The sequence below is a fragment of the Rhizobium sp. 10PS4 genome, assembly GCF_032464805.1.
GTDB classification, from domain to species: Bacteria; Pseudomonadota; Alphaproteobacteria; order Rhizobiales; family Rhizobiaceae; genus Rhizobium; species Rhizobium laguerreae.
The window spans coordinates 1-22,489 of sequence record NZ_JAWDIW010000011.1 but is presented as its reverse complement, the minus strand read 5'-3'; the positions used below and the strand labels follow the sequence as shown (position 1 = coordinate 22,489).

24 protein-coding genes are annotated in these 22,489 nt (G+C 61.0%); 6 read left to right on the top strand and 18 right to left on the bottom strand.

Translation table 11 applies throughout. The features are described 5' to 3' along the window. Window position 1: 1 nt before the first annotated feature. From RWJ89_RS20960 to RWJ89_RS20950, 3 genes are read right to left on the bottom strand one after another with little or no spacing between them, the layout of a single operon-like run. Window positions 2-928: an ABC transporter permease gene (locus tag RWJ89_RS20960; RefSeq protein ID WP_316031380.1), complete on the bottom strand. Its 927-nt coding sequence runs from the start codon at window positions 926-928 to the stop codon at window positions 2-4. Beyond that, window positions 928-2,055, bottom strand: a complete 1,128-nt coding sequence (locus tag RWJ89_RS20955) for an ABC transporter permease (RefSeq protein WP_316031379.1) — start codon at window positions 2,053-2,055, stop codon at window positions 928-930. The genes RWJ89_RS20960 and RWJ89_RS20955 overlap by 1 nt, the downstream gene beginning before the upstream one ends. Before the next feature lie 20 nt (window positions 2,056-2,075). Continuing rightward, window positions 2,076-3,203, bottom strand: coding sequence for a BMP family ABC transporter substrate-binding protein (locus RWJ89_RS20950; protein ID WP_222062197.1), 1,128 nt, complete (start codon window positions 3,201-3,203; stop codon window positions 2,076-2,078). A gap of 340 nt (window positions 3,204-3,543) precedes the next feature. Here RWJ89_RS20950 and RWJ89_RS20945 point away from each other — a divergent pair, with 340 nt between their 5' ends. Then, entirely contained in the window at window positions 3,544-4,218 is a 675-nt protein-coding gene (locus tag RWJ89_RS20945; protein ID WP_316031378.1) for a GntR family transcriptional regulator, read from the top strand. A gap of 83 nt (window positions 4,219-4,301) precedes the next feature. Here RWJ89_RS20945 and RWJ89_RS20940 read toward each other — a convergent pair whose 3' ends face one another. From RWJ89_RS20940 to RWJ89_RS20920, 5 genes are all read right to left on the bottom strand, one after another. Then, entirely contained in the window at window positions 4,302-5,099 is a 798-nt protein-coding gene (locus RWJ89_RS20940) for an ABC transporter ATP-binding protein (protein WP_316031377.1), read from the bottom strand. An 11-nt stretch (window positions 5,100-5,110) separates the two neighbouring features. Then, a complete protein-coding gene (gene ntrB, locus RWJ89_RS20935) occupies window positions 5,111-6,004 on the bottom strand; it encodes a nitrate ABC transporter permease (RefSeq protein WP_316029204.1) in 894 nt (297 codons plus the stop codon). Window positions 6,005-6,059: 55 nt separating this feature from the next. Continuing rightward, window positions 6,060-7,373, bottom strand: a complete 1,314-nt coding sequence (locus RWJ89_RS20930) for a CmpA/NrtA family ABC transporter substrate-binding protein (RefSeq protein ID WP_131664801.1) — start codon at window positions 7,371-7,373, stop codon at window positions 6,060-6,062. A gap of 481 nt (window positions 7,374-7,854) precedes the next feature. Further along, window positions 7,855-8,859: an inorganic phosphate transporter gene (locus RWJ89_RS20925; protein WP_316031376.1), complete on the bottom strand. Its 1,005-nt coding sequence runs from the start codon at window positions 8,857-8,859 to the stop codon at window positions 7,855-7,857. Then, window positions 8,859-9,503: a DUF47 domain-containing protein gene (locus tag RWJ89_RS20920; RefSeq protein ID WP_131664799.1), complete on the bottom strand. Its 645-nt coding sequence runs from the start codon at window positions 9,501-9,503 to the stop codon at window positions 8,859-8,861. Before RWJ89_RS20920 ends, RWJ89_RS20925 begins: the two co-directional genes overlap by 1 nt. Window positions 9,504-9,599: 96 nt before the next feature. On the opposite strand from RWJ89_RS20920, the gene RWJ89_RS20915 reads away from it, so the two are divergent. Next, window positions 9,600-10,133 carry an NUDIX hydrolase gene (locus tag RWJ89_RS20915; RefSeq protein ID WP_168282263.1) on the top strand — a complete coding sequence of 178 codons (534 nt, stop codon included), beginning with the start codon at window positions 9,600-9,602 and terminating at the stop codon, window positions 10,131-10,133. Between the two features lie 41 nt (window positions 10,134-10,174). Here the strand turns inward: RWJ89_RS20915 and RWJ89_RS20910 are convergent, their stop codons facing one another. From RWJ89_RS20910 to RWJ89_RS20865, 10 genes are all read right to left on the bottom strand, one after another. After that, on the bottom strand, window positions 10,175-11,086 hold the full coding sequence (locus RWJ89_RS20910) for an ABC transporter permease (protein ID WP_168282261.1): 912 nt from the start codon (window positions 11,084-11,086) through the stop codon (window positions 10,175-10,177). After that, the gene (locus RWJ89_RS20905) at window positions 11,083-12,183 is read right to left on the bottom strand and encodes an ABC transporter permease (protein ID WP_221946529.1); all 1,101 of its coding nucleotides are present in this window, start codon (window positions 12,181-12,183) and stop codon (window positions 11,083-11,085) included. Before RWJ89_RS20905 ends, RWJ89_RS20910 begins: the two co-directional genes overlap by 4 nt. Next, entirely contained in the window at window positions 12,180-13,703 is a 1,524-nt protein-coding gene (locus RWJ89_RS20900) for an ABC transporter ATP-binding protein (protein WP_131664795.1), read from the bottom strand. The genes RWJ89_RS20905 and RWJ89_RS20900 overlap by 4 nt, the downstream gene beginning before the upstream one ends. Window positions 13,704-13,706: 3 nt before the next feature. After that, complete coding sequence (locus tag RWJ89_RS20895; RefSeq protein WP_017958144.1) at window positions 13,707-14,804, bottom strand: BMP family ABC transporter substrate-binding protein; 1,098 nt, start codon at window positions 14,802-14,804, stop codon at window positions 13,707-13,709. Window positions 14,805-14,830: 26 nt separating this feature from the next. Further along, window positions 14,831-16,210: an amidohydrolase gene (locus RWJ89_RS20890; RefSeq protein WP_131664793.1), complete on the bottom strand. Its 1,380-nt coding sequence runs from the start codon at window positions 16,208-16,210 to the stop codon at window positions 14,831-14,833. A gap of 1 nt (window position 16,211) precedes the next feature. Further along, window positions 16,212-16,871 (bottom strand): glutathione S-transferase family protein, encoded by a 660-nt coding sequence (locus tag RWJ89_RS20885; RefSeq protein WP_131664792.1) that lies wholly within the window; start codon window positions 16,869-16,871, stop codon window positions 16,212-16,214. After that, entirely contained in the window at window positions 16,868-17,716 is an 849-nt protein-coding gene (locus RWJ89_RS20880) for an aromatic ring-hydroxylating oxygenase subunit alpha (RefSeq protein ID WP_131664791.1), read from the bottom strand. The genes RWJ89_RS20885 and RWJ89_RS20880 overlap by 4 nt, the downstream gene beginning before the upstream one ends. Continuing rightward, on the bottom strand, window positions 17,713-18,366 hold the full coding sequence (locus RWJ89_RS20875) for a Rieske 2Fe-2S domain-containing protein (RefSeq protein WP_168282257.1): 654 nt from the start codon (window positions 18,364-18,366) through the stop codon (window positions 17,713-17,715). Before RWJ89_RS20875 ends, RWJ89_RS20880 begins: the two co-directional genes overlap by 4 nt. 155 nt (window positions 18,367-18,521) lie before the next feature. Next, the gene (locus RWJ89_RS20870; RefSeq protein WP_131664789.1) at window positions 18,522-18,788 is read right to left on the bottom strand and encodes an acylphosphatase; all 267 of its coding nucleotides are present in this window, start codon (window positions 18,786-18,788) and stop codon (window positions 18,522-18,524) included. Window positions 18,789-18,959: 171 nt separating this feature from the next. Continuing rightward, window positions 18,960-19,853 carry a LysR family transcriptional regulator gene (locus RWJ89_RS20865; protein WP_131664788.1) on the bottom strand — a complete coding sequence of 298 codons (894 nt, stop codon included), beginning with the start codon at window positions 19,851-19,853 and terminating at the stop codon, window positions 18,960-18,962. A 114-nt stretch (window positions 19,854-19,967) separates the two neighbouring features. Here RWJ89_RS20865 and RWJ89_RS20860 point away from each other — a divergent pair, with 114 nt between their 5' ends. The 4 genes from RWJ89_RS20860 to RWJ89_RS20845 all read left to right on the top strand — a co-directional run bounded on the left by RWJ89_RS20860 (window position 19,968) and on the right by RWJ89_RS20845 (window position 22,295). Continuing rightward, window positions 19,968-20,594, top strand: coding sequence for a DsbA family protein (locus tag RWJ89_RS20860; protein WP_131664787.1), 627 nt, complete (start codon window positions 19,968-19,970; stop codon window positions 20,592-20,594). A 103-nt stretch (window positions 20,595-20,697) separates the two neighbouring features. Continuing rightward, window positions 20,698-21,600 (top strand): MBL fold metallo-hydrolase, encoded by a 903-nt coding sequence (locus RWJ89_RS20855; protein WP_316031447.1) that lies wholly within the window; start codon window positions 20,698-20,700, stop codon window positions 21,598-21,600. Between the two features lie 165 nt (window positions 21,601-21,765). Next, entirely contained in the window at window positions 21,766-22,008 is a 243-nt protein-coding gene (locus tag RWJ89_RS20850; protein ID WP_222062223.1) for a type II toxin-antitoxin system ParD family antitoxin, read from the top strand. After that, window positions 22,005-22,295 carry a type II toxin-antitoxin system RelE/ParE family toxin gene (locus RWJ89_RS20845; protein ID WP_316031375.1) on the top strand — a complete coding sequence of 97 codons (291 nt, stop codon included), beginning with the start codon at window positions 22,005-22,007 and terminating at the stop codon, window positions 22,293-22,295. Before RWJ89_RS20850 ends, RWJ89_RS20845 begins: the two co-directional genes overlap by 4 nt. Window positions 22,296-22,489 lie beyond the last annotated feature (194 nt).

The window sequence follows — 22,489 nt, the reverse complement described above, 5'->3', positions numbered from 1 at the left end:
GTTATTTCGTGAGCGACAGCGCGCCCGGCGCACCGGCGAGCGAGCGGGTGGGCGAGGAGGTGGCAATCAGGATGACGAGGGTGAGCACGTAAGGCGCGGCATAAAAAAGGTAGTAGCCTTGTGTGACGCCGACCGATTGCAGCGCCGGGCCGAGCGCGCCGGTACCGCCGAAAAGCAGGGCGGCGAGGAAACAGCCGATCGGGTTCCAGCGAGCGAAGATGACGAGGGCCACGGCCATCAGGCCCTGGCCCGACGAAATGCCTTCATTCCACGAGCCCGGATAATAGAGCGAGAGATAGGCGCCGCCGATTGCCGCCAGCGAACCGCCCACTGCCGTCGCCAGCAGGCGAACCCGGTCCGGGTGGATGCCCATGGCCCGGGCCGCGTCGGTGCTGTCGCCGACTACGCGCAGGATCAGGCCGATGCGGGTGTTCTTGAAGGCCCAGAACAGGAAGAGGGCAAGTGCCGCGCCGATGAAAAACAGTACGTTTATATTGAGTGCCGCCTGGACCTGCGGCGTGCTCGACCAGCCGCCGAGCGGGATCGAGGGCAGTTTCGGCGCCACCGGCTGGATGAAGGATTTGCCGAGGAAAAACGCCATGCCGAGACCGAACTGCATCATGGCGATGCCGATGGCGATGTCGTTGACCTTCGGGAACTTGCAGATCCAGCCGTGGATGAGGCCGAAGATCGCGCCCGCCACCATTGCGGCCAGCACGCCGAGGGTCGGCGAGCTGGTCATGACAGCCACCGCATAGGCCGTCATGGCGCCGAAGACGAGCGTGCCTTCCAGGCCGAGATTGATGCGGCCGGAGCGTTCGGTGATCGTCTCGCCGAGGCTGACGAAGATGAAGGGGGTGGAAACGCGGATGGCGCCTGCGAAGATCGCCAGCGGCACGCCCCAGATGCCGATGCCTGTCTCTTCCATCAGAGGCTCCTTTTCCAGAGGTCGGGATTGAAGATCTTGAAGCGGCCGTAGAAGGTCTCGCAGAACAGAATGACGATGAAGAGCGTGCCCTGCAGCACCAGAACCGTCGCATCCGGCATGCCCATGCGCCGCTGGATGAGGCCGCCCGAGGCGTCGATGCCGCCGAGCAGGATCGCCACCGGAATGATGGCCAGCGGATTGTGCCTGGCGAGGAAGGCGACGAGGATGCCGGTATAACCGTAGCCGGCGGCAAGCGAGGCGTTGGCACTTCCCTGCACCGCCGCCACTTCGATCATGCCCGCCAGGCCGGCAAAGCTGCCGGCAAGCGCGGTAAATCCCACGATCAGCTTGCCGACCGGCAGTCCCTGGATCTGGGCCGCGCGCACGTTGCCGCCAGCGATGCGGGCGGCAAAACCGTAGCTCGTCGCCTCGATCACGATCCAGGAGACCATGCAGGCGAGGATACCGATGACAAGGCCCCAATGCACGTCCATGCCGGGAATATTGCCGAGCATATATTCCGCCGGCAGCGGCCTGGTCGACGGCTTGTTGAGGCTTGCCGGATCGCGGAGCAGCCCTTCGACGAACTGGTTCATCAGGGCAATGGCGATATAGGATAGCAGCAGCGACGAGATAGTTTCGTTGACGCCGCGATAGTGGCGCAGGAAGCCGGCAAGGCCGATCCAGATGCCGCCGACCACCATGGCAGCGATCGCCATCAGAATGAGCGTGAGGAAGACGGGCGCGGTGCCGGCGAGCGGCAGAGCCATGGCTGCGGCGGCAACGCCGCCCAGCACGACCGCTCCTTCCCCGCCGATGATGACGAGGCCGAGACGGGCAGGCAGGGCGACGCAGAGTGCCGTCAGGAGAAGGGGTGCGGCACGACTTAAGCTGTTCTGCACCGAAAACCAGCTGCCGAAGCCGCCGGTGTACATCAGTTGGAAGAGGGTGGCCGGCGACTTGCCGACCGCCAGGATGAAGAGGGAGAAGAGCGCAAGACCGATCAGTATGGCCGCGAGGCCGATGACGACAGGCTCGGCCCGCCGCGCGATCCATTCGAGGACGGGGCGCAGGGAAGCCGGTTTTTCCGTGATGGCTATGGCGGGATCATTGGCCTCGATGGTCATGGCGCTTCTCCCTTCGCGGTTTACGCCGTGGACCCGACGACGCCCTCGACCAGATAATTCATGCTTTCGAGCTCGATCGCGTCTTCGGCGTAACTCTTGTCGGCAGCCACGACGGTGTCGCCCTTGTTGTCCTTCAACGGTCCCTTGAAGACCGAGAAGCCGCCCTTCATCATGTCGGCCTGGGTGGCTTCGAAGGCCTTGCGGCCCTCGGCGGACACACCGGGGCCGAGCGCACTCATCTTCACGAAGCCGTCCTTCAGGCCGCCACGCACGAAGTTGCCGAGCTTGTCGCCGGCCTGCGCCTTCTTGACGAAGTCGCCGTAGACGTTGCCCCAGGCCCATTCGGCGCCGGTGAGGTATTTTTCGGGAGCAAGCGGGCTCTGGTTGGCGTGATAGCCGCAGACGAAGGCGCCGCGGCCGGCAGCCGTCTCGACGACCACTTTGGGGCTGTCGACGTGGCAGGTGATGACGTCGGCGCCCTGGTCGACCAGCGCATTGGTGGCTTCGGCCTCCTTGACGGCGAGCGACCATTCGCCGGTGAAGATCACCTGGCAGGTGATACCAGGATCGACCGTGCGCGCGCCAAGCAAAAAGGCGTTGATATTCTGCAGAACCTGCGGGATCGGTTTGGCGGCGACGAAGCCGATCTTCTTGCTCTTCGTCGCATGGCCGGCGGCAATGCCGTTCAGATACTGGCCCTGGAAGATATAGCCGAAATAGGAGCCCGTATTGGCCGGGTTCTTGCCTTCCTGCCAGAGGCCGCCGCAGTGGCGGAACTGGATGTCGGGATGTTTGGCGGCCACGGCCAGCATGTGTGGGTCGAAGTAGCCGAAGGAGGTCGGAAAGAGCAGGGTCGCGCCATCCAGGTTGATCATGGATTCCATCGTCTTCTGGACGTCGACGGTCTCCGGCACGTTCTCTTCTTCGACCAGCGTCACACCAGGCATCGCCTTGATGACGGCCGCACCTTCGGCATGCGCCTGATTGTAGCCGTAGTCGTCCTTGGGGCCGACATAGATGAAGCCGACGGTCAGCGCGGTTTGGGCTGCGGCGGAGGAGGCGATCAGGCCCGGCATGGCGCCGGCAAGCGCACCGGCAGCGGAAGCCTGGAGGAAATTGCGGCGGTTCATGGAAAGGAGTTTGGTCATCGGAAATGCTCCTTGCGGCGCTGGGCCGGTTGTGAACGGGTACAGAAAAGTGCATGCAATGTATGTGCCAGAAATTAATCTATTGTTTTTTATAGTTTATCCGTTACCGCAAGATTTGCGCGTTGCAAAGTGCATACAGATTGATCGAATTCTTGCGTAAAAAGTAATCAATAGATATTTCTTGTTCATTGTGACTGCGTAGTTGGCACAAAGTCGAGTTACCCGAGGTATCTCGGGCATCGGAAAGCGAAAATTTAACAATATCTTCGCCGCCCGATTTGACTTATCCAGTCTCGAACGTCATCTGTATGCAGAGTGTTGATGTGAGCAGATTCGTATCGTGAAGCAGCCCAGGCGCAGAGAAGTGATCCGTACCGGAACCACCGTCGAACAGATGGTGCGGTCGATTGCCGACATGATCGTTACGGGTGAACTCCTGCCGGGCGCGAAGCTGGACGAGGTGTCGCTTGCGGCTCGTTTCGACGTTTCGCGTACGCCGGTGCGCGAGGCTCTGCGTGAGCTGGGTGCCATGGGATTGATTGCGCGCGAGCCGAACCGCAGTGCCGTCGTGACCAATGTCACCGAGGCTTATCTGCATTCGATGTTCGAGGCGATGGCGGAGCTCGAAGCGATCTGCGCCAGGCTCTCGGCCGAGCGTATGACGGTCGATGAACGGCGCGCGCTGGAGCTGGAGCATCGGGGATCGGTGAGGCTCGTGCATGCCGGCGCGGAAGAAGAATATTCGGCGCACAATACCGAATTTCATACCCGGCTTTATCGCGGAGCGCATAATGATCATGTCTTCGAGATGGTGACTCAGACACGGGCGCGGCTTGCGCCTTTTCGGCGGGCGCAGTTCCGCCTGCCCGGGCGTCTGGCCAAATCCTATGAGGAGCACGGCCGGATCGTCACCGCGATCATGCGCGCGGACGCCACCGCCGCAGGGCAGGCGGCATATTCCCATGTGGAAATTGTCAGCGATGCCAGCGCGGTCTTTGCAACGCCCAGGGAGTAAAGAGGGCGCGACGCCTGAAATCAGGCGCCGCTACGAAGGCGAGAAGACCACGACCGGCAAACGCCGAGGTTATGTCCCGGTCTCTACTCCGCCGCTTCGATGAAGCGGTGGCGTTCGTAGAGGAACTTCAGTACGGCTTCACGGCATTTGAGATATGTCCGGTCGGAGGCGAGTTCGATGCGATTGCGGGGACGGGGCATGGTCACATCGAGCACTTCGCCGATGCGGGCCGCCGGGCCGTTGGTCATCATCACGATGCGATCGGACAGCAGCACCGCCTCATCGACATCATGGGTGATCATCACCATCGTGTTGCCAAGCCGGGCGTGGATTTCCATCACGGCGTCCTGAAGATGGGCGCGGGTCAGCGCATCGAGCGCGCCGAAGGGTTCGTCGAGCAGCAGGATCTTCGGTTCCATTGCAAGCGCGCGGGCGATACCGACGCGCTGCTTCATGCCGCCTGAAATTTCCGAAGGCCGCTTATCCCTCGCATGCGCCATCTGCACGAGGTCGAGGTTGGCCATCACCCACTCATGCCGCTCGGCCTTGGTCTTCGTTCGGTTGAAGAGTTTGGAGACGGCGAGATTGACGTTCTCGTAGACCGTCAGCCAGGGCAGCAGCGAGTGGTTCTGGAAGACGACGGCGCGCTCCGGACCGGGCCCGTTGACCTCACGGTTTTCAAGCAGCACGGCGCCTGCCGAAACCGGCGTCAGGCCGGCGATGAGGTTGAGCAGGGTGGACTTGCCGCAGCCCGAATGGCCGATGATCGAGACGAATTCGCCCGCGGAAATCGTCAGGTTGATGTCCTTCAGGACCTCGGCGCGCGCGCCGCCCCGATCGAAATGTTTGTCGATATGGTCGAGCTTCAGATAGGCGATCATAGGTGCGCTCCTCAGTTGGCCATGGCGCCGCGGGTGATGAGTTTGCCGAGTGCTGCCACCAGCTTGTCGAGGGCGAAGCCGACGATGCCGATATAGGCGAGCGCGACGATGATGTCCGGAAGGCGCGACGAGTTCCATGCGTCCCAGATGAAGAAGCCGATACCGACGCCGCCCGTCAGCATTTCAGCCGCGACGATGGCGAGCCAGGAGAGGCCGACGCCGATCCTGAGGCCTGTGAAGATGTAAGGCGCTGCCGAAGGCAGCATGATCTTCCAGAAAAACTCGAACTGGTTGAGGCGCAGCACCTCGGCGACATTGCGGTAATCCTGCGGGATATTGCGGACGCCGACGGCGGTGTTGATAATCACCGGCCAGATCGACGTGATGAAGATCACGAAGATCGCCGAGGGGTTGGAATCCTGAAAGGCTGCGAGCGACAGCGGCAGCCAGGCGAGCGGCGGAACCGTACGCAGCACCTGGAAGATCGGATCGAGGCCACGCATCGCCCAGACCGACTGGCCGATGACCGCACCGATGATGACGCCGGTGACTGCGGCAAGCCCAAAGCCATAGAGAACGCGCTGCAGCGAAATGAGCACGCGCCAGCCGAGCCCGATATCCTGGGAGCCGTAGTTGAAAAACGGATAGGCGATCAGGTCATAGCTATCCTGCCAGACCCGATGCGGCGAGGGCAAAGACGCATCCGCCGACGAACAGAGCACCTGCCAGACGAGCAGGATGAGTGCCAGCACGACGACTGGCGGAACGACATTACGAAGTGCGGTCAGTGCCGCTCGACGAAAATCGATCCGCGATCCGTGCTTGCCGGAAAATGGCAGAACCTTTGCCGCCAGCTTGGCAGAGGCGGCCGTGGAGGGACTTTCTTTATTTGCCAGGGCGGACATCAACGTGCTCCTCACGTGAGTGAAAGGCCGGCGCGCCGTCGCGCGCCGGAGCGGGTCAGGAGACAGCCTTGATCGAAAGGCTGTCGAGATAGGCGGAGGGATTTTCAGGGTCGAAGACCTTGCCGTCGAAGAAAGTCTCCTTGCCGCGAGAAGACGATGCGGGAATATCGGCCGCCGCGACGCCGAGATCCTTGGCGGCCTCGCGCCAGATGTCTTCGCGGTTCACCTGGTTGACCAGCGCCTTGATGTCGGTACTCGCCGGCAGATTTCCCCAGCGGATGTTTTCCGTCATGAACCAGGTATCGTGGCTCTTGAACGGATAGGAGGCGCCGTCTTTCCAGAACTTCATATAGAGGTCGGTGGCCTTGACATCGCGGCCATTGCCATAATTGATGTCGCCCTTGAGGCGGCCGAGCACGTCCTTCGTCGGAACGTTGAACCATTGGCGCTTGCCGAGAATGTCAGCCATCTCCGCCTTGTTGTCCATGCTTTCGCACCACTGCTGCGCCTCCATGACGGCCATCAGTAGGGCCTTGGCAGCATTGGGATTCTTTTCGATCCAGTCGGCGCGCAGTCCGAGCGCCTTTTCAGGATGGCCCTTCCAAAGCTCGCCGGTGGTGGCTGCGGTAAAGCCGATGCCCTGGTTGACGAGCTGCTCGTTCCACGGTTCGCCCACACAGAAGACGTCCATGTTGCCGACCTTCATGTTGGCAACCATCTGCGGCGGCGGCACGACGATGGTCGAAACATCCTTGTTCGGATCGATGCCGCCGGCGGCGAGCCAGTAGCGGATCCAGAGGTCATGGGTGCCGCCCGGGAAGGTCATGGCGGCCTTGATCTCCTTGCCCTCCGCCTTCTTTTTCTCGAATGCCGCCTTCAGCTTGGAGGAATCCAGCTGCACGCCGGTCTCGGCATATTCCTTGGCGACGGAAATACCCTGGCTGTCGAGGTTGAGCCGGGCGAGGATAGCCATCGGCACCGGCTTATTGTTCTGCGTCACCTTGCCGGTGTGCATGAGATAGGGGAGCGGCGACAGGATATGGGCACCGTCGATGCCGTTTGCTGCGCCGCCGAGCACGAGATTGTCGCGGGTCGCACCCCAGGATGCCTGCTTGGCCACATCCGTTTCCGGAAGGCCATGCTTGTCGAAAAAGCCTTTTTCCTTGGCGATGATGAGCGGTGCGGAATCGGTGAGAGCGATAAAGCCGAGCTTGGCACCTTTCACCTCAGGGCCAGCTCCGGCTGCGAAGGCGCCGGACGGAAAGGCAGCCTTGACGGCGCCGATGAGGGCAGCCGCTGCGGTCGTCTTGAGCATGCCGCGGCGGGTAAGGCCGCTTGTCGAAATCCCCGTCTGCAAATTCTTAGTCATGCGCAGGTTCCCTCTGCTGGCTGAATTTGGACACAAAAAAACGCCGCCGGAAATTGCGTCCAGGGGATGGGAGAATCCCGGAGCAAAAACCTTGCGACGTCGGTGTCTGTTGTAGGCGCTTATGCCGCGCCTATCTGCGCCGGTCGCCATTGACCGATGCTTCTCAGAACTTGCAAGCAGCGTGCCAATTTCAAGAAGAGACGGTAACGGCATGAAGCAAAAGGAGAAATGCGAAGAATTAACGAATGCCTATTTCTTAGGCTTTGTTATTTTCTGCTTCTGTTTTGTGCGATTGCTAACGTAATCGCAGCCATAGGAGCGCTCTATTTGTGCAGTGCACGCAATATGGAAGTCGCGATCACGCAGACCGCAGAGCGGATTCTGCCCGCCTTATTCGTCGGTATCGCCACCGGGGAAGCTCAAGAGGGGCAGGTCAATGCGTGGCGATTGGCGTAGCGATTGGCCTCGCCATCCCCTCATTTCATTGCAGCAAGGATACGAGGCAGTAGAACGTTGCGGATATTGCTGCAGCCGCCGGCATCGTGACGATCCAGGCTATCACTATGTTGCCGGCCAATCCCCAGCGCACGGCTGAGACACGACGAGCCGCGCCCACTCCGACGATTGCTCCGGTGATGGTATGCGTCGTCGAAACGGGAATACCGAGCCACGTCGCTCCAAAGAGTGTCAACGCACCGCCCGTTTCCGCGCAGAAACCTTGCATGGGGTTGAGCCGGGTGATCTTCGACCCCATGGTATGAACGATCCGCCATCCGCCAAAGAGCGTCCCGAGAGCCATTGCCGACTGGCAGGTAATGACCACCCAGAAAGGCACGTAAAAGGTCGGGCCAAGATATCCCTGACTGAATAGCAGCACCGCGATGATGCCCATCGTCTTCTGCGCATCGTTTCCGCCGTGGCCAAGCGAATAAAGCGAAGCGGACACGAACTGCATGATGCGAAATGTGCGATCCACCGCAAACGGTGTTTGCCGGACGAATAACCAGGAGACGGCGAGCACCAGCACCAGGGCAAGTAGAAAGCCGATGGCCGGGGAAAGGAAAATGGCACCGACGGTTTTTAGAAGGCCGTTCCAGACGATCGAGTTGAAGCCCACCTTTGCCAGACCGGCCCCCACCAGCCCACCGACAAGCGCATGCGACGAGCTCGACGGAATCCCGAAAATCCAGGTGATGATATTCCAGATGATCGCGCCCATGAGTGCTGCGAAGATCACTTGTGGCGAAACGATCGCAGGATCGATGATGCCGGTCCCGAGTGTTTCGGCGACATGCAGGCCGAAGAACAGGAATGCGATGAAATTGAAGAACGCCGCCCAGGCGACGGCATATTGTGGCCGCAGGACGCGGGTGGAGACGATCGTGGCGATCGAATTGGCCGCGTCATGCAGACCATTGAGAAAGTCGAAGAACAGGGCGATAACGACCAGGCCGACCAGCAGCGGCAGAGCGAGGGAGGCATCCATCAGACGTTCTCGATGAGAATGCCGCTGATTTCATTGGCGACATCCTCGAAGCGGTCGACAACTTTTTCTAGCTCTCCGTAGATTTCGCTTCCGATCATGTAGGCCATCGCATTGCCGCTGGCGCCATGACGCAAGAACAGATCCTTCAAACCCTGGTCGTACAGCTCATCGGAACGTCCCTCCACTCGGGTGACTTCCTCCGCGATGGCCGTGAGACGCTGCGCATTGGCTCCCAATCTGTCGAGGAGAGGTATCGCTTCCGCGACAAGGTTTGCCGCCTTGACGATTTCGCTGCCCATCTGCTGCATGAGCGGTTCGAAGCTCGATTGCTCGAACAAACGGATCGTCTTGACTGCCTTGTGCATCATATCGATCGCATCATCCATCGACTGAATGAGGTCCTTGATGTCACCCCGGTCGAAGGGCGTGATGAAGCTTCGTCGAACGGCAAGAAGAACCTCACGCGTGACATCGTCCGCCTCGTTTTCCAATGTGACGATACGTTCGCAGTTTTTCTCAACCTCATTGCCCTTCAGGAGTTGATCGAGGGCGTGCGCGGCGGCAACGACGGTCTTCGAGTGCTTGGAAAACATCTCAAAGAATCTGTCTTCCCGTGGCATCAGCTTGCGAAAAATGCTCATCATGCCTGCGAACCTTCCTCGTGCGGCCGATTGTCATAAATCTGTCATAAACACGCCCAGGCAATTGAAGCAACAAGCAAATTCGGTAATTCATTAGTTATGACGCCGAGCAAAAAAAGCAGGAAGCCTCGACCGGACAAGTCCCAGCCGCTGCTGCGGCAGCTCGCTGCCGTTCCTGAAACGCTGTTCGCCGGTGCATTCCGTCAACAATACGGCGCAATTTGCTTCCGCCACGGCAATGCCGGATCCGAGGTCGAAATCCTGGTGATCACATCGCGCGAGAGTGGGCGCTGGGTCATCCCGAAAGGGTGGCCGATGAAAGGGAAAAAACCTTTCGAAGCAGCAGCAATCGAGGCCTGGGAGGAGGCAGGCGTGCGCGGTTTGGTGAAGAAGAAGCCGGTCGGCCGCTATACTTATTTGAAAGAACTCGACAATGGCGATGTGGCGCCCTGTATCGTCGACATGTTTCAGATTGAAGTCACGGACATCAGCGGCGATTTCAAGGAGCGGGGTCAGCGTATTCTCGAATGGGTGAGCCCCGATGAAGCGGCAAGACGCGTTCGGGAGATCGAACTCAAGTCGCTGCTCGTCCAATTTGAGGCGCACGGCCGCAGGAAACGCGATCGCGGCTGACCACGGGCTTCTTCGCCGACGCGTTACAGCGCCGCGCGTCTTTATCGCTCGAATGGTTCGCCGAGCGAAGCGACGCCGTTCAGTTTGAGCAGGCGGCGGTCAGCGGAGATGATGCCGAGCACGATGATCGTGACAAGATATGGCAGGCTCGAGAGCAGCTGCGAGGGAACGTCCAGTCCGGTTGCCTGAGCTGCCAGCCCCATCAGCGAGACCGCGCCGAAGAGGCAGGCGCCGAGGAAGATACGGCCGGTGAGCCAGGTCCCGAAGACGACGAGGGCAATCGCGATCCAGCCGCGCCCGGCGATCATTCCGTCGGCCCAGAGTGGTGTATAGACCACCGACGCATAGGCGCCGGCGAAGCCGGCCATCGCGCCGCCGAAGGCGATGGCGAGGACGCGGACTGATATCACCGAATAGCCGATGGCGTGAGCGGCCTTGGGATTCTCGCCGACGGCACGGACGATAAGACCAAGCTTGCTATAGGCAAATATCGCCCACAAAGCGAGGGTCGTGGCAAGTGAGATCCACACGACGATGTCCTGGACGAAAAGGCCGCCGACAACCGGCAGTTCCGAAAGCCCGGGAAGGGCAAGCTTGGGGAGTCCCCTGACCGTGAGGCTTTCATAGGTCTTGCCGAAAAGCGCAGAAAGGCCCTGGCCAAGGATGCCGATGGCGAGGCCCGCCGCCACCTGGTTTGCCCGGAAACCCAGCGTGACAAAGGCAAAGAGCAGGGAAAGGACAGCACTGCCGAGCCCGGCGACGACGAAGCCCAGGAGATGCCCGCCGCCCTGATAGACGACGATGAAGCCGAGCACGGCACCGAGAGCCATCAATCCCTCGACCCCGAGGTTGAGGACGCCGGCGCGCTCGGCTACCAGCTCGCCGAGGGCTGCCAGAAGAAACGGTGTCGCAGCCGCCAGCATGCCGGCAAGAATGAACTCGATGGCGTTCATAAGGGGCTCCGGTGAGCGGCGCGGCGCCATTCAAGGCGATAGCGCACGAAGGCGACGGCGATCAGGTAGGCGAGCAGCAGACTGCCCTGGAAGACGCGGACAGCGGCGATCGGCAGATTGGCCGAGACCATGGCATTGTCGCCGCCGATATAGATGACCGCCATGACCAGCGCCGAGACCACGATGCCGATCGGATGCAGGCCGCCGAGATAGGCGACGATGATGGCCGCATAGCCATAACCGCTCGCGACCGAACGCTGCAGCTGGCCGAGCGGACCGGCGACTTCGGCAGCCCCCGCAAGACCGGCTGCAAAACCGCCGATCAGCAGCGAAAGCCAGATCGCCCAACCTTCCTTAAAGCCGGCATAGCCGGCAGCCCGCGGCGCCAGACCGCCGACCTGCAGCTTGTAACCGATGAAGCTCCTCTGCATGAAGACCCAGGCCGCGACCGACAAAGCCAGCGTGATGAGGAATGAGACATTGACGCGGGTACCGGCAATCAGGGTCGGCACCATCGCATCGTACTGGAACATCACCGACTGGGGGAAGTTGAAGCCATTCGGATCTTTCCAGGGGCCGAGCAGCAGATAGTTCAGCAACTGCGCCGCCACGAGGCTCAGCATCAAAGAAACGAGGATCTCGTTGGCATTGAGGCGTACGCGCCAGAAGGCGGTGAGAGAAGCCCAGAGAGCGCCGCCGATGGCGCCGAGCAGCAGCATTGCCGGCCAGATCCACTGGCCCGTCGCTTGCGGAAACCAGACCGGAATGGCCGAGGCGAAGATCGCACCGAGAATGAACTGGCCTTCGGCGCCGATGTTGAAGACCTTGGCGCGAAAGCCGATCGCCAGTCCTTGGGCGATGAGAAGGAGCGGACCTGCCTTCAAAAGCACTTCCGAAAATGACGCCCAGGAAAGGAAGGGCTCGAAAAGCATCGCATAGACGACCGCGACAGGATCGCGGCCCATCAAAACGTAAAGGCCGAGATTAAGTGCGATCGCTCCCCCGAGCGCTATGACAGGTGCGCACAGGGCCGCGGCAAGCGAAGCGCGCTCCCGGCGGACCAGGGTGGGAACGAAAGCAAGGGACAAAGCGCTCATATATGGACTTTCTCGGGCGAGGCTTGAGCCCCGATCATGTATCGGCCGATCTCCTCGGGCTTCGTGTCCCGCGTTGCGAGCGGCGGGCTGAGCCGGCCGTGATGCAGCACCTGGATGGAATCGCAGAGCTCGAACAGTTCTTCCAGTTCCTCGGAAATGACGAGGATCGCCATGCCCTGATTGCGCAATGCGACCACACGGCTGCGGATGGCGGACGCGGCGCCGATATCGACGCCCCAGGTCGGTTGCGCCAGGAAAAGCAATTTGGGAGACAGCATGATTTCGCGACCAACGATGAACTTCTGCAGATTACCGCCCGACAGGGTGCCGGCTTCCGCATCCGGGCCGGGTGTGCGCACATCATACTGACGGATGCAATCATCGGTGAACGCCGTCGCCCGCGCCCTGTCGATGAGACCACGCCGCAAAAGCTTGAGCGGATGGGCCGTCAGCAGGCTGTTGAGGACGAGCGACATTTCGGGCACGGCGCCGCGTCCGAGCCGGTCTTCCGGAACGAAGGCAAATCCGAGCGTCCGCCGTGCGGCGGCATCGAGCCTGCCGACATCCATCCCCATCATGAAGATCCGGTCGCGCTGGTCGCGCCCCAGCACCGTCTCGCCTGAAATCAACGCGGCAAGCTCGCTTTGACCATTGCCCGAAATTCCGGCGATCCCGAGGATTTCGCCGGCACGCACCTCGAGGCTGATGCCGGAGAGCGACACAGCAAAGGGATCGTCGGGCTGATAGTCCAAACCGATGATCTCCAGCCGCTTTTCCCCACCAGACAGCGGCAGCGCCGCCATCGGCGCCGGCATGTCATGGCCGATCATCATGCGGGCAAGGTCATGGGCATCATGTTGACGCGGGTCGACATCCCCGGTCACGCGTCCGCCGCGCAGGATCGTCGCCCGGTCGCAGATCGCCCGGATTTCTTCGAGCTTGTGGGAGATCAACAGGATGGAAACGCCGCCGTCGCGCAGGCGACGCAGCGTGTCGAAGAGCCTCTCCACCAGTTGCGGCGGCAGGACCGAGGTGGGCTCGTCGAGGATCAGCAACTTCGGATTGGTCATCAGGCTTCGGATGATCTCCACCCGCTGCCGTTCGCCGACGGACAGCGCATGCACATGGGCAAGCGGGTCGACTTCGAGACCGAATTCCCGTCCAAGCGTCCGAATACGTTCCTTGAGCTCAGCCTTGCGGCCCGGCACGACCAGCCGAATATTCTCCAGAACGGTCAGGGTCTCAAACAGCGAGAAATGCTGGAAGACCATGCCGATGCCATTGCGCCTCGCCTCGGCGGGGGAGGCGAGGCGCAACGGATTTCCTTCCCAGATGACCTCTCCGCCGTCCGGTTGCTCGACGCCGTAGATCAGCTTCATCAGCGTCGATTTTCCCGCCCCGTTCTCCCCGAGGATCGCATGAATCGATTGCGGCGCCACGTCCAGATCGATGGCCTGATTGGCATGGATCTGGCCGTAACTTTTCGAAATGCCGCGCAGCGACAGGAGCGGGGTGGTCATGACTTATTTCGGCAACGGCGTGGACACGCCCTTGACGTGCCAGTTCATGGCGATGATCTCGGGGTCGGCCATGGTCGCACCCGATGCGACAGCTTCGCTGCCGTCGGCCTTGGCGATCGGCCCGGTGAAGGGCGAGAAGCTGCCGTCGGCGATCTTTACCTCGATCTCCTTGATCTTGGTCATCACGTCAGCCGGAATATCAGGATTCCAGTCGACCACCTCGACGACCTTGTCGGCAACGCCGAGGAACGCATTGGCGCCCTTGAACGTGCCGGCGAGATGGGCATCGACCGAAGCCTTGAAGAACGGCGACCAGTCCGTCGCGATGCAGCCGAGATAGGTTTTCGGTGCATATTTCTTCATCGAGGAATTGAGATTGAAGGCGTAGACGCCGGCTTCCTCACAGGCCGAGATGACGGACGGCGTGTCCTGGGCGTTGGAGAAGATCACGTCGCACTTCTGCGCGATCAGGGCCTTTGCGGCTTCCTGCTCCTTGGCCGGATCGAACCATGAGTTCACCCAGACCACCGAGACCTCGATATCGGGCTTGACGGCTTGGGCGCCGAGCGTAAAGGCGTTGATCGAGGTAATGAGCTCGGGGATGGCAAAGGCCGAGACAGAGCCGAGCTTGCCGGTCTTGGAAAGTGCTGCCGCAGCCATGCCGAGCAGGTAGGTACCCTGAAAATACTTGGCGGCGAAGGGCGAGAAGTTCGGAGCGACCTGGAAGCCGGAGGCGTGCAGAACGGTGACGCTCGGATCGCGGCGGGCGATCTGCAAGGCGCCGTTCTGATAGCCGAAAGAGCCGGCGACCAGGAACTTGTTTCCGTCGGCGACGGTCTTGTTCATGATGCGGTCGGCGTCCGGGCCTTCCGCAATATTCTCAAGCACGGTGACCTTCACCTTGTCGCCGTAAGCGGCCTTGATCGGCTCGAGACCGGCGGCAAGTGCGTGCCCCCAGCCAACGTCGCCGACCGGCGAGGGGATTACCAGCGTGATGCCGAGTGGCTCGTCGGCGGCGAAAGCAAGCCGGCTGCCGAGCGCGCCGGCGAGGCCGGTAGCGGCAGCCGCCGTCATCAGATTTCTGCGGGTCAGTTTGGTCATGTTCTCAGTTCCCTCTTTTGGTTTTTTTAAAATTCCACGGTGGAGAGTGCGGCCTCGGCATCGGCAGCCAGCTTGGCTTCGTCGAGCCCGGGAAATTCGCCCTTCTGCCAGACGATGCGGCCATTGATCATGGTCATGTCAGTCGCCATGCCGATGCCGACGCGGGTAATCAGGCTCAGCGGATCGTGGCGCGTGCCGACATAATCCATGCGCCGAGTGTCGATCGCAAACAGGTCGGCGGCCATGCCCGGCGCCAGCCGGCCGATATCGCGCCGGCCGAGCAGGCTGGCCCCCCCTGACGTGCCGTAGCCGAGAAAGTCGACCGGCGGCGGCACGGGATGGGCACGGCTGGAGGAGACGAGGCATTGTAGCATGTAGGCGGAATGCAGGCAGTGCATCAGGTTGGAATTGTCGTTAGAGGCAGCGCCGTCGCAGCCGAGGCCGATGCGCAGGCCGAAGGCGGCCATGGCGGGAATGTCGGTAACCTCAGCGCCGACCAGATAGACCGGTTCTGGGCAATGCGCGACACCGGTGCCGCTCGCGGCCATCTTCCTGAGTTCGTCGTGGTTGAGCTCCCAGCAATGGGCATAGAAGGTATCAGGCCCGGCAAAGCCGAGTTCGTCCAGATAGTCGACCGTGCGCATGCCGTGGCGCGCCTGAATGACCGGGCTTTCGCCTTCGCCGACATGGGTGTGCATCATGACGCCGCGATCGCGCGCCAGCGCCACCGATTCCACGAAAGTTTCGCGGTAGCAATTCACCGGCTGGCAGGGTGCCACCACGACCTGGCGCATGCTGAAGGGGCTGGTATCGTGATAGGTGTCGATCAGCCGGACGCAGTCGGCGATGAATTCGTCGGTCGTTTCCAGCATCTCGTCGGGAATGGTCGAGCCTTCCGACTTCGGCAGGGTGTTGCCGCCGCGGCCGGCATGGAAGCGCATGCCGAGCAGACCGGCTGCTTCGAACTGGCGGTCGATCAACCGCTTTCCGGCGTGCCGCGGGAAATTATATTGGTGATCCAAGGCCGTGGTGCAGCCGTGCTTGATCATCTCGGCCATCGCCGTGACCGAGGAGTGGTAAAAGCACTCCCCGTTGAGCTGCGAAAAGATCGGGTAGATGCGGTCCAGCCACTCGATCACCGAGAGCTTCGTCCAGTCGAGATCGGCGCGGTTGCGCACGAAGCACTGGAAGAAGTGATGATGGGTGTTGACGAGGCCCGGATAGACAAACCAGCCGGCAGCATCCTGCACGGTGGTGCCGGCAGGCAGTGCGTCCGCCCCCAGATTTTCGCCGATCGCCACAATCGCCGGACCGTTGGTCAGGAGATCGACATTGCGGTGGACGACCGGCCCCTTGCCCTCGTCGACGATCACGGCTGCGCAGTTCTTCAGGAGATAACCAGCCATCTCACGCCTCGCCCGATTCGATCTGAGGTTCGGGCTTCAATTCGTGCAGCCGGTGAATGCCTGGCATCTCGATAAATTTGTCGAGGGCGCGCAGCGCGCGGGACCAGAGCCGGATCGCAGGATAAGCATCCAGCGTGACGCCCCCATCGGGCGCCAGCGCCACATAGGGAAAGCAGGCGATGTCGGCAATTGTCGGCCGGTCGGCAGCGAGGAAACGCATGCCGCGAAGACCCTGCTCGACAAGCCCGGCTTCAAGCTCGCGAAGCGCGGCGATGCCCTGCGCCTGCAGCACGCCGATATCGCCCGGCCGCAGCAGCATTTCATGGAGCCGCGCTGCCCCGAGGCTGGCCGTCAGCCGACCGGAGAACGACAGCCATTGCTGCACCCGCGCCGCTTCCTCGGCCGTACCGTTGTCGAGCCATTCGGGTGCTGCCTTGGTGGCGAGATAAACGAGGATCGCCGACGATTCCGTCAGGATCAGGTCGCCATCCTCCAGGATCGGAATGGAGCCTGCCGGGTTGAGCGCAAGCAGCTCGGGGCCGCGATGCTCGGCGCCGGGATGGAAATCCACCGGGCGCAGGTCAAGTTTCACGCCGGTCAACGCCGCCATCAGGCGCACCTTGTAGCAACTGGGCGAGAGAATATAGTCGTAGAGTTTCATTGCGCCACCAGCTGTGCGCCGTAGGTATAGTGGTGACGCTTCAGCCAGCGCCGGTAAGCGATCGATGTCAGATCGGCACGCGTCGGGATTTCCATGCCGGGGTCGAGCGGCAGCAGCCGCGGGATCTGGTTTTCGAGGATCGAACGGTCCTGCAGGAAGATCGTCTGCTGGAAATGAATGAGGTCGGTCATCGCGGTCTCGTCGTCGAAGAGCGCCATCCACGGCCAGACGTCGCAGAGGTCTTCGGCCAGCGGCTGCACGAAGAGCGTGATGACATCCCATTCGCTCGGGCGCGGCGGGCAGGTCTTGTAAAGCACGGAGCAGGTGGGCGCCGGCACGCGGTACATGTATTCCGTCGTGATCCCGCCGCTTGCCGACTTGGCGGCCTGCGGCTGATAGAATTTCACCTGCGTTGCCCAGACCTCGTCTTCTTCCTCGCGGATCTCGACCTTGTAGTTCTGGACCTCGGTGTGCGGCTCCGCGCCGAGAATATCGGTGTGGACGAAGGGGAAATGGGCGACATCGAGGAAGTTCTCGACGGCGCGCAGCGGCGAGCAGCGCACGCGCACCACGCCGACATCGACGAAGCGGCGGCCGGGCTGGTCGGCCTCGGGAATGGGGAAAAGTTCCTTCTTCTTCGGCTCGCCGAGGGAGGACCAGACATGACCGTAACGGACGCGCACCGGCAGAACACGCCCATCGCCGCCCGTCACCTTCGCATTGCCATCGGCATCGCGCGCCACGTCGATCGGCTCGCCCATCAGCGCCGTCTTACGGCCGGCGCTGTCGAGCTGGCTGAAAAGCCCAACCGGATACCATTCATCGATCATCGCCTGCATGGTCATTGCGCGATCTCCTTTTTCTGAAGATCCTCGGCCCGACGCCGCAGGCTTTCGGCGGCCCGTGAAGCGCCGATGCCCGCAGGAAGGCCGGCATCCCCCTTCAGCAGCACGTGGATCAGCGTCTGCCCGTCTTCTTGGGCGGATAATAGCAGACAGATGGTCCCGGTGGGTGCGTCGATCTCGACAAGACCGTCAGGGCTCGCCTTGCCGCCTGCCGCCGCCTCGATCGCGGCGATGCCGGCGAACGCCGTCAGCGAGCGCAAGGGAATGAGGCCCTCGAGCCTCGGCGGCTTCGATACAGGCGTACCCACGGCCACCCAGATCACGCTGTCCACTTCCTCGACATCATGGGTGGCGACGCGGATGGTTTCCGGTGGCGTCAGCCCCGGATGGGCGGGGATGCGCAGACAGTTTCCGGCCTGGCCATAGCTCCAGCCGTGATAGATGCAGGAAAGCGCCTCGCCGCGGACGAAACCGTGAGACAGGCGCATGCCGCGATGCGGACAGCGATCCGCCGATGCCGATATGCGTCCGGAAGCGCTGCGCCACAGGGCAATCGATCCGGCTGCCGTCCATGCCGGTATGACGGTTCCGGCCGGCAAATCCCGGGAAAGCGCGACTGGCGTCCAAAAGCCCGTCGTATCGGAAGGCATGACTAGAATTCCCACACAAAACCAAATGCTTGCCGATCAAGTCCCGCATCGGCGCCGAGGCAATTCCGCCGCAACCTTATTAGGTTTGCATAATTATTTCGCATTGGCAACATTGAGTAAATAATATGCACGGATGAAATACGCGAGAGCCCGGACTAGGTCCTTTCGCCGCTGATCGCCGTTCGATCTATCCTCTCGACCCACACGTCGATAGGCCCGAGAGAGCATCCCATCTCCATCATGTCGATCAGTTCTTCCGGCCCGGCAACCTCAAGTTCGATCCGCTGGGAACTCGTATGAGATATGGTGTGCGAGAGCCCAAGCTTGGCAGCGTGGCGCCGGATCCAGGGAACGAAGGAGGCAGCCCCCAGATCACCGACAATCGTCATCCGCTCCAGCAGGTAGCTTGTATCTTGTCCCATGCTCGCCCTTGTTTTCCTACACCAAAGCGCTTGAATGAACTTCGGGAAGGGGTCGCCGTCAAGGCGAGAATATGGCGTCGGAATTTCCTTTGCAAATCCCTGCGGCAACATACCAATTCCCCGCCACCGTATGGCTGCTTTGGAGCAACTCAGGCTGCGTGATGGCGCAGCCTAGTCGCGCGAGCGACTGCCCGTAAGCATCGCGACAAAAGCCGTGACCTTGGGCGGACGAAACCGAGCTGCCGGATAGACGACATAAATTCCGCCGGCAGGCAGGCTCCAGTCCGGCAACAATCTTATCAGTCGGCCAGCCTCTATATGTTCTCCAGCCAGAAAATCCGGCAGGACGGATATGCCTGCCCCCGCAAGCGTGGCCGCGAGAACCGCGGGTGTCGAATTGCTCATGAGGCTTTGTTGCATCCGCACGGTCCGCTGGTCGAAATCGCCCTGGACAAACCTCCAGACCACCGGCTCCTTGAGGGCCAGGTTGGCGATAAACGGCTGGCCCGCAGCATCCTCTGGGCTGTTCAACCTGAGCGTGGCGAAGAAGCTGGGGGACGCCACAAGCAACTGCCGGAACGAACCGATCCGTCTCGCTTGATGACTGGAGTCATCGAGCCAACCAACGCGGATCGACAGGTCGATCTGATTGGCGAGCAGTTCCATCCTCGTATCGGCGAGCAGAAGCTCGACCCTGCAAGCGGGATACTTCCGGATAAAGGCCGCAGCAATGGGAGCGATCGTGCTCGCACCATAATCATTGGGCGCAGCAATGCGTAGCATGCCTGTCGGCTCGGCATTTGCGCGGGTGATTTCATCGACAGCGTCCCCGGCTTCGCGGAAGATCATGACGCAGCGCGCGTAGAGAAGCTTGCCGGCCTCAGTCGGCTCGACGCGTCGTGTTGTCCGGAGCAGCAAGCTAGTTTTCAACTCAGCTTCCAGCCGCGCAACCTGCTGGCTGACGACCGTCTTTGTGATCGCGAGGCGCTCGGCAGCTTTCGTGAACGAGCCGGTATCGACGACGGCTGCAAAATAGGCCAGCCGATTGAGGTTGACAGCCTCCATAGCCTTCTTCCATTTGATTGTAAGTTTTTGACAAACATTCTGTCACATTTAACAATATTTATCACTCAGTAGAAGTGCACTATCTGTCGTCCATCGCTTCAAGGATGGTCCGATATGCATCTTACCTATCTCTACGATCCGCTTTGCGGCTGGTGCTATGGTGCGGCGCCCGTGCTCGACAAATTGGCCATGCTCGACAATCTCACCGTCGAGCTTGCGCCCAGCGGGCTTTTCGCGGGCGAAAGCGCCCGTCCGCTGGATGAACGCTTTGCAGCCTATGCCTGGCACAATGACCAGCGGATCAACCGGCTCACGGGGCAGGTCTTCAGCTATCGCGATCAGGTTCTCGGGGGCGCAGATGGTATGTTCGACTCAGCCCCTGCGACGCTTGGGATCATAGCCGTCGGGGTGACGCAACTCGACAGGGAAAGCGATGCCCTAAAGGCACTTCAAAGCGCTCGCTACGTTGACGGCCGCGACACCTCGGAGATCGCTGTCGTGGTCGACGTTCTCGATCAGGCCGGGTTTCCCGATGCCGCCGCTCGTGTCCGGGCTCCGGACGAGGCCCTGCTCGACGCCTACCGCAACAGGATCGGGAAGTCCCGCCAACTCATGGCTGCATTCCGGATGGATGGTGTCCCCGCGCTTTTGGTCAGCGACGGCAACAAGCACCGCGTGCTGCGCAGCGATGCCTTGTTCGGCGGCTTTGACCGACTTGCTGCCGAGCTTCAGGCGGCGTGATCATTCATTTTCAGCAGACCGTTCCATGAACTACCGACAACGCCTGCCGGGGGCAACACTCACGGCAGCAGAAAATCGAAACTGGCGATCATCGGAGACAACCATGTATTCAAGGAGAGAAATCATGAAAACCACCCTCGCAGCCGGCGCCGCTGCCGTTTTTGCGCCTGCCGGTCTCGGCAACGCAGCCGGGTCAAAGCTGGCCTGGAAGCACTTCCCCGCCGGTCAGAATGGCTTCTTTCGCGCTCCGGTGCTGCTGACCGGCCCCAGCGAAGCGTTGCTGATCGATGGTGGGTTCAGCTATCCCGACGGCCGTGCGCTGGCGGAAGCCATCAAGGCCACGGGCAAGACGCTGACCGCGATTTATGTCAGCCAGTCCGATCCGGACTATTACTTCAGCCTGAAGCCGATCCTCGAAGCCTTTCCCGGCACAAAAGTGCTGGCAGCTTCCGATACGATTGCAGCGATCAAGGGCAACGTCGAGAAAAAGCTTGCCGTTTGGGGGCCGCAGCTCAAGGAGAACGGCCCGCAGACCCTTGCAGACATCGTCATGCCGGAAGCCTTCGACGCTCCAAGCCTCACAGTTGATAGCGAAACCGTCGAGATTGTTGCGGCCGAGGCAGGGTTAAGCAATCGCCGGTACCTGTTCGTGCCGTCGCTGAACGCTGTTTTCGGAGGCGTCATGATTTTCTCCGGCGTCCACGTGTGGACGGCCGACACCCAGGCATCGGAGCAGCGTGCCGCTTGGGTGGCCACCCTCGACAAGATCAGCGCCCGCACGCCAACGATCGTCGTTCCTGGCCACATAATGCCGGAAGCGGCAACCGATCTGTCCGCCGTCGAGCACACGAAGAGCTATCTGCTCGCTTTCGAGGAAGAACTCGCCAAGGCAGCCGATTCCGCCGCGCTGAAGGCCGCCATGGAAGCCCGCTTCCCCGGTCTTGGCATGGGCGTTGCGCTCGACATAGGCTCCAAAGTTGCCAAGGGAGAAATGAAGTGGGGCTGAACGGCCGATCTTCAAACTGATCCGAAGGGCCTGGGAGGGCCCTTCACCTCCAGGAAGGCCGCAAAAGTGGTGATGCAGTCGTCAGGTCCGCATCTCATCAAGGCGTTCGAGTCTTTGACAAACTTTGCCAAAATCGGTTATATTGCCTTCAAATGGAGGTTATCAATGGCCACGATGAACGTATCTCTTCCAGGCCCGATGAAGGATTGGGTGGAGGCCCAGGCCAAGACCGGGCGATACTCGAATGCTAGCGACTACGTGCGCGACCTGATCCGACGCGACCAAACGCGAAACGACAAGATCGCCGCCATGCAAAGCTTCGTCGAGGCCGGGCTCCGAAGCGGTGTCGGCCTCCGATCAAAGGATGAACTCTTTGCTGAGGCGATGGCTCGTACCAGCAAGTCATGAGTTTTAAGCTTTCTGCCGAAGCGGAAGAGGACATTATCGCGATCGCCGAGCAAGGTGTGCGTCTGTTCGGGGCAGGCCAAGCAAAGCGATACCACGATGAACTTTTCGCATTATTTGATCTGATAGCTGCCAATCCACGCATCGCGCGCGAACGGGAGATTGATCCGCCCGTTAGAATTCATCCCTTCAAAGCACATCTAATCGTCTATCGGATCGAAGATGATGAGACAATTTTTGTAATACGAATTCGCCACGCGCATGAAGATTGGGCAAGTGATTCAATTTAGCGCACCTCGGATGGAGCTGTGGGATTTGGTGTGTCTCAAGTTCGAATGGGTTCATGGGAGGGGCAAGACCCGATCCCGAAGAGAAGCAAGGCCGTGAATGACATCAGATGCGGTGTAAATGGAAGCTCGACAGCGCTTGACTTCAACACGCCGAAATAGAGAAGTTCCATAATTCAGCTTATGCCATTTTACAC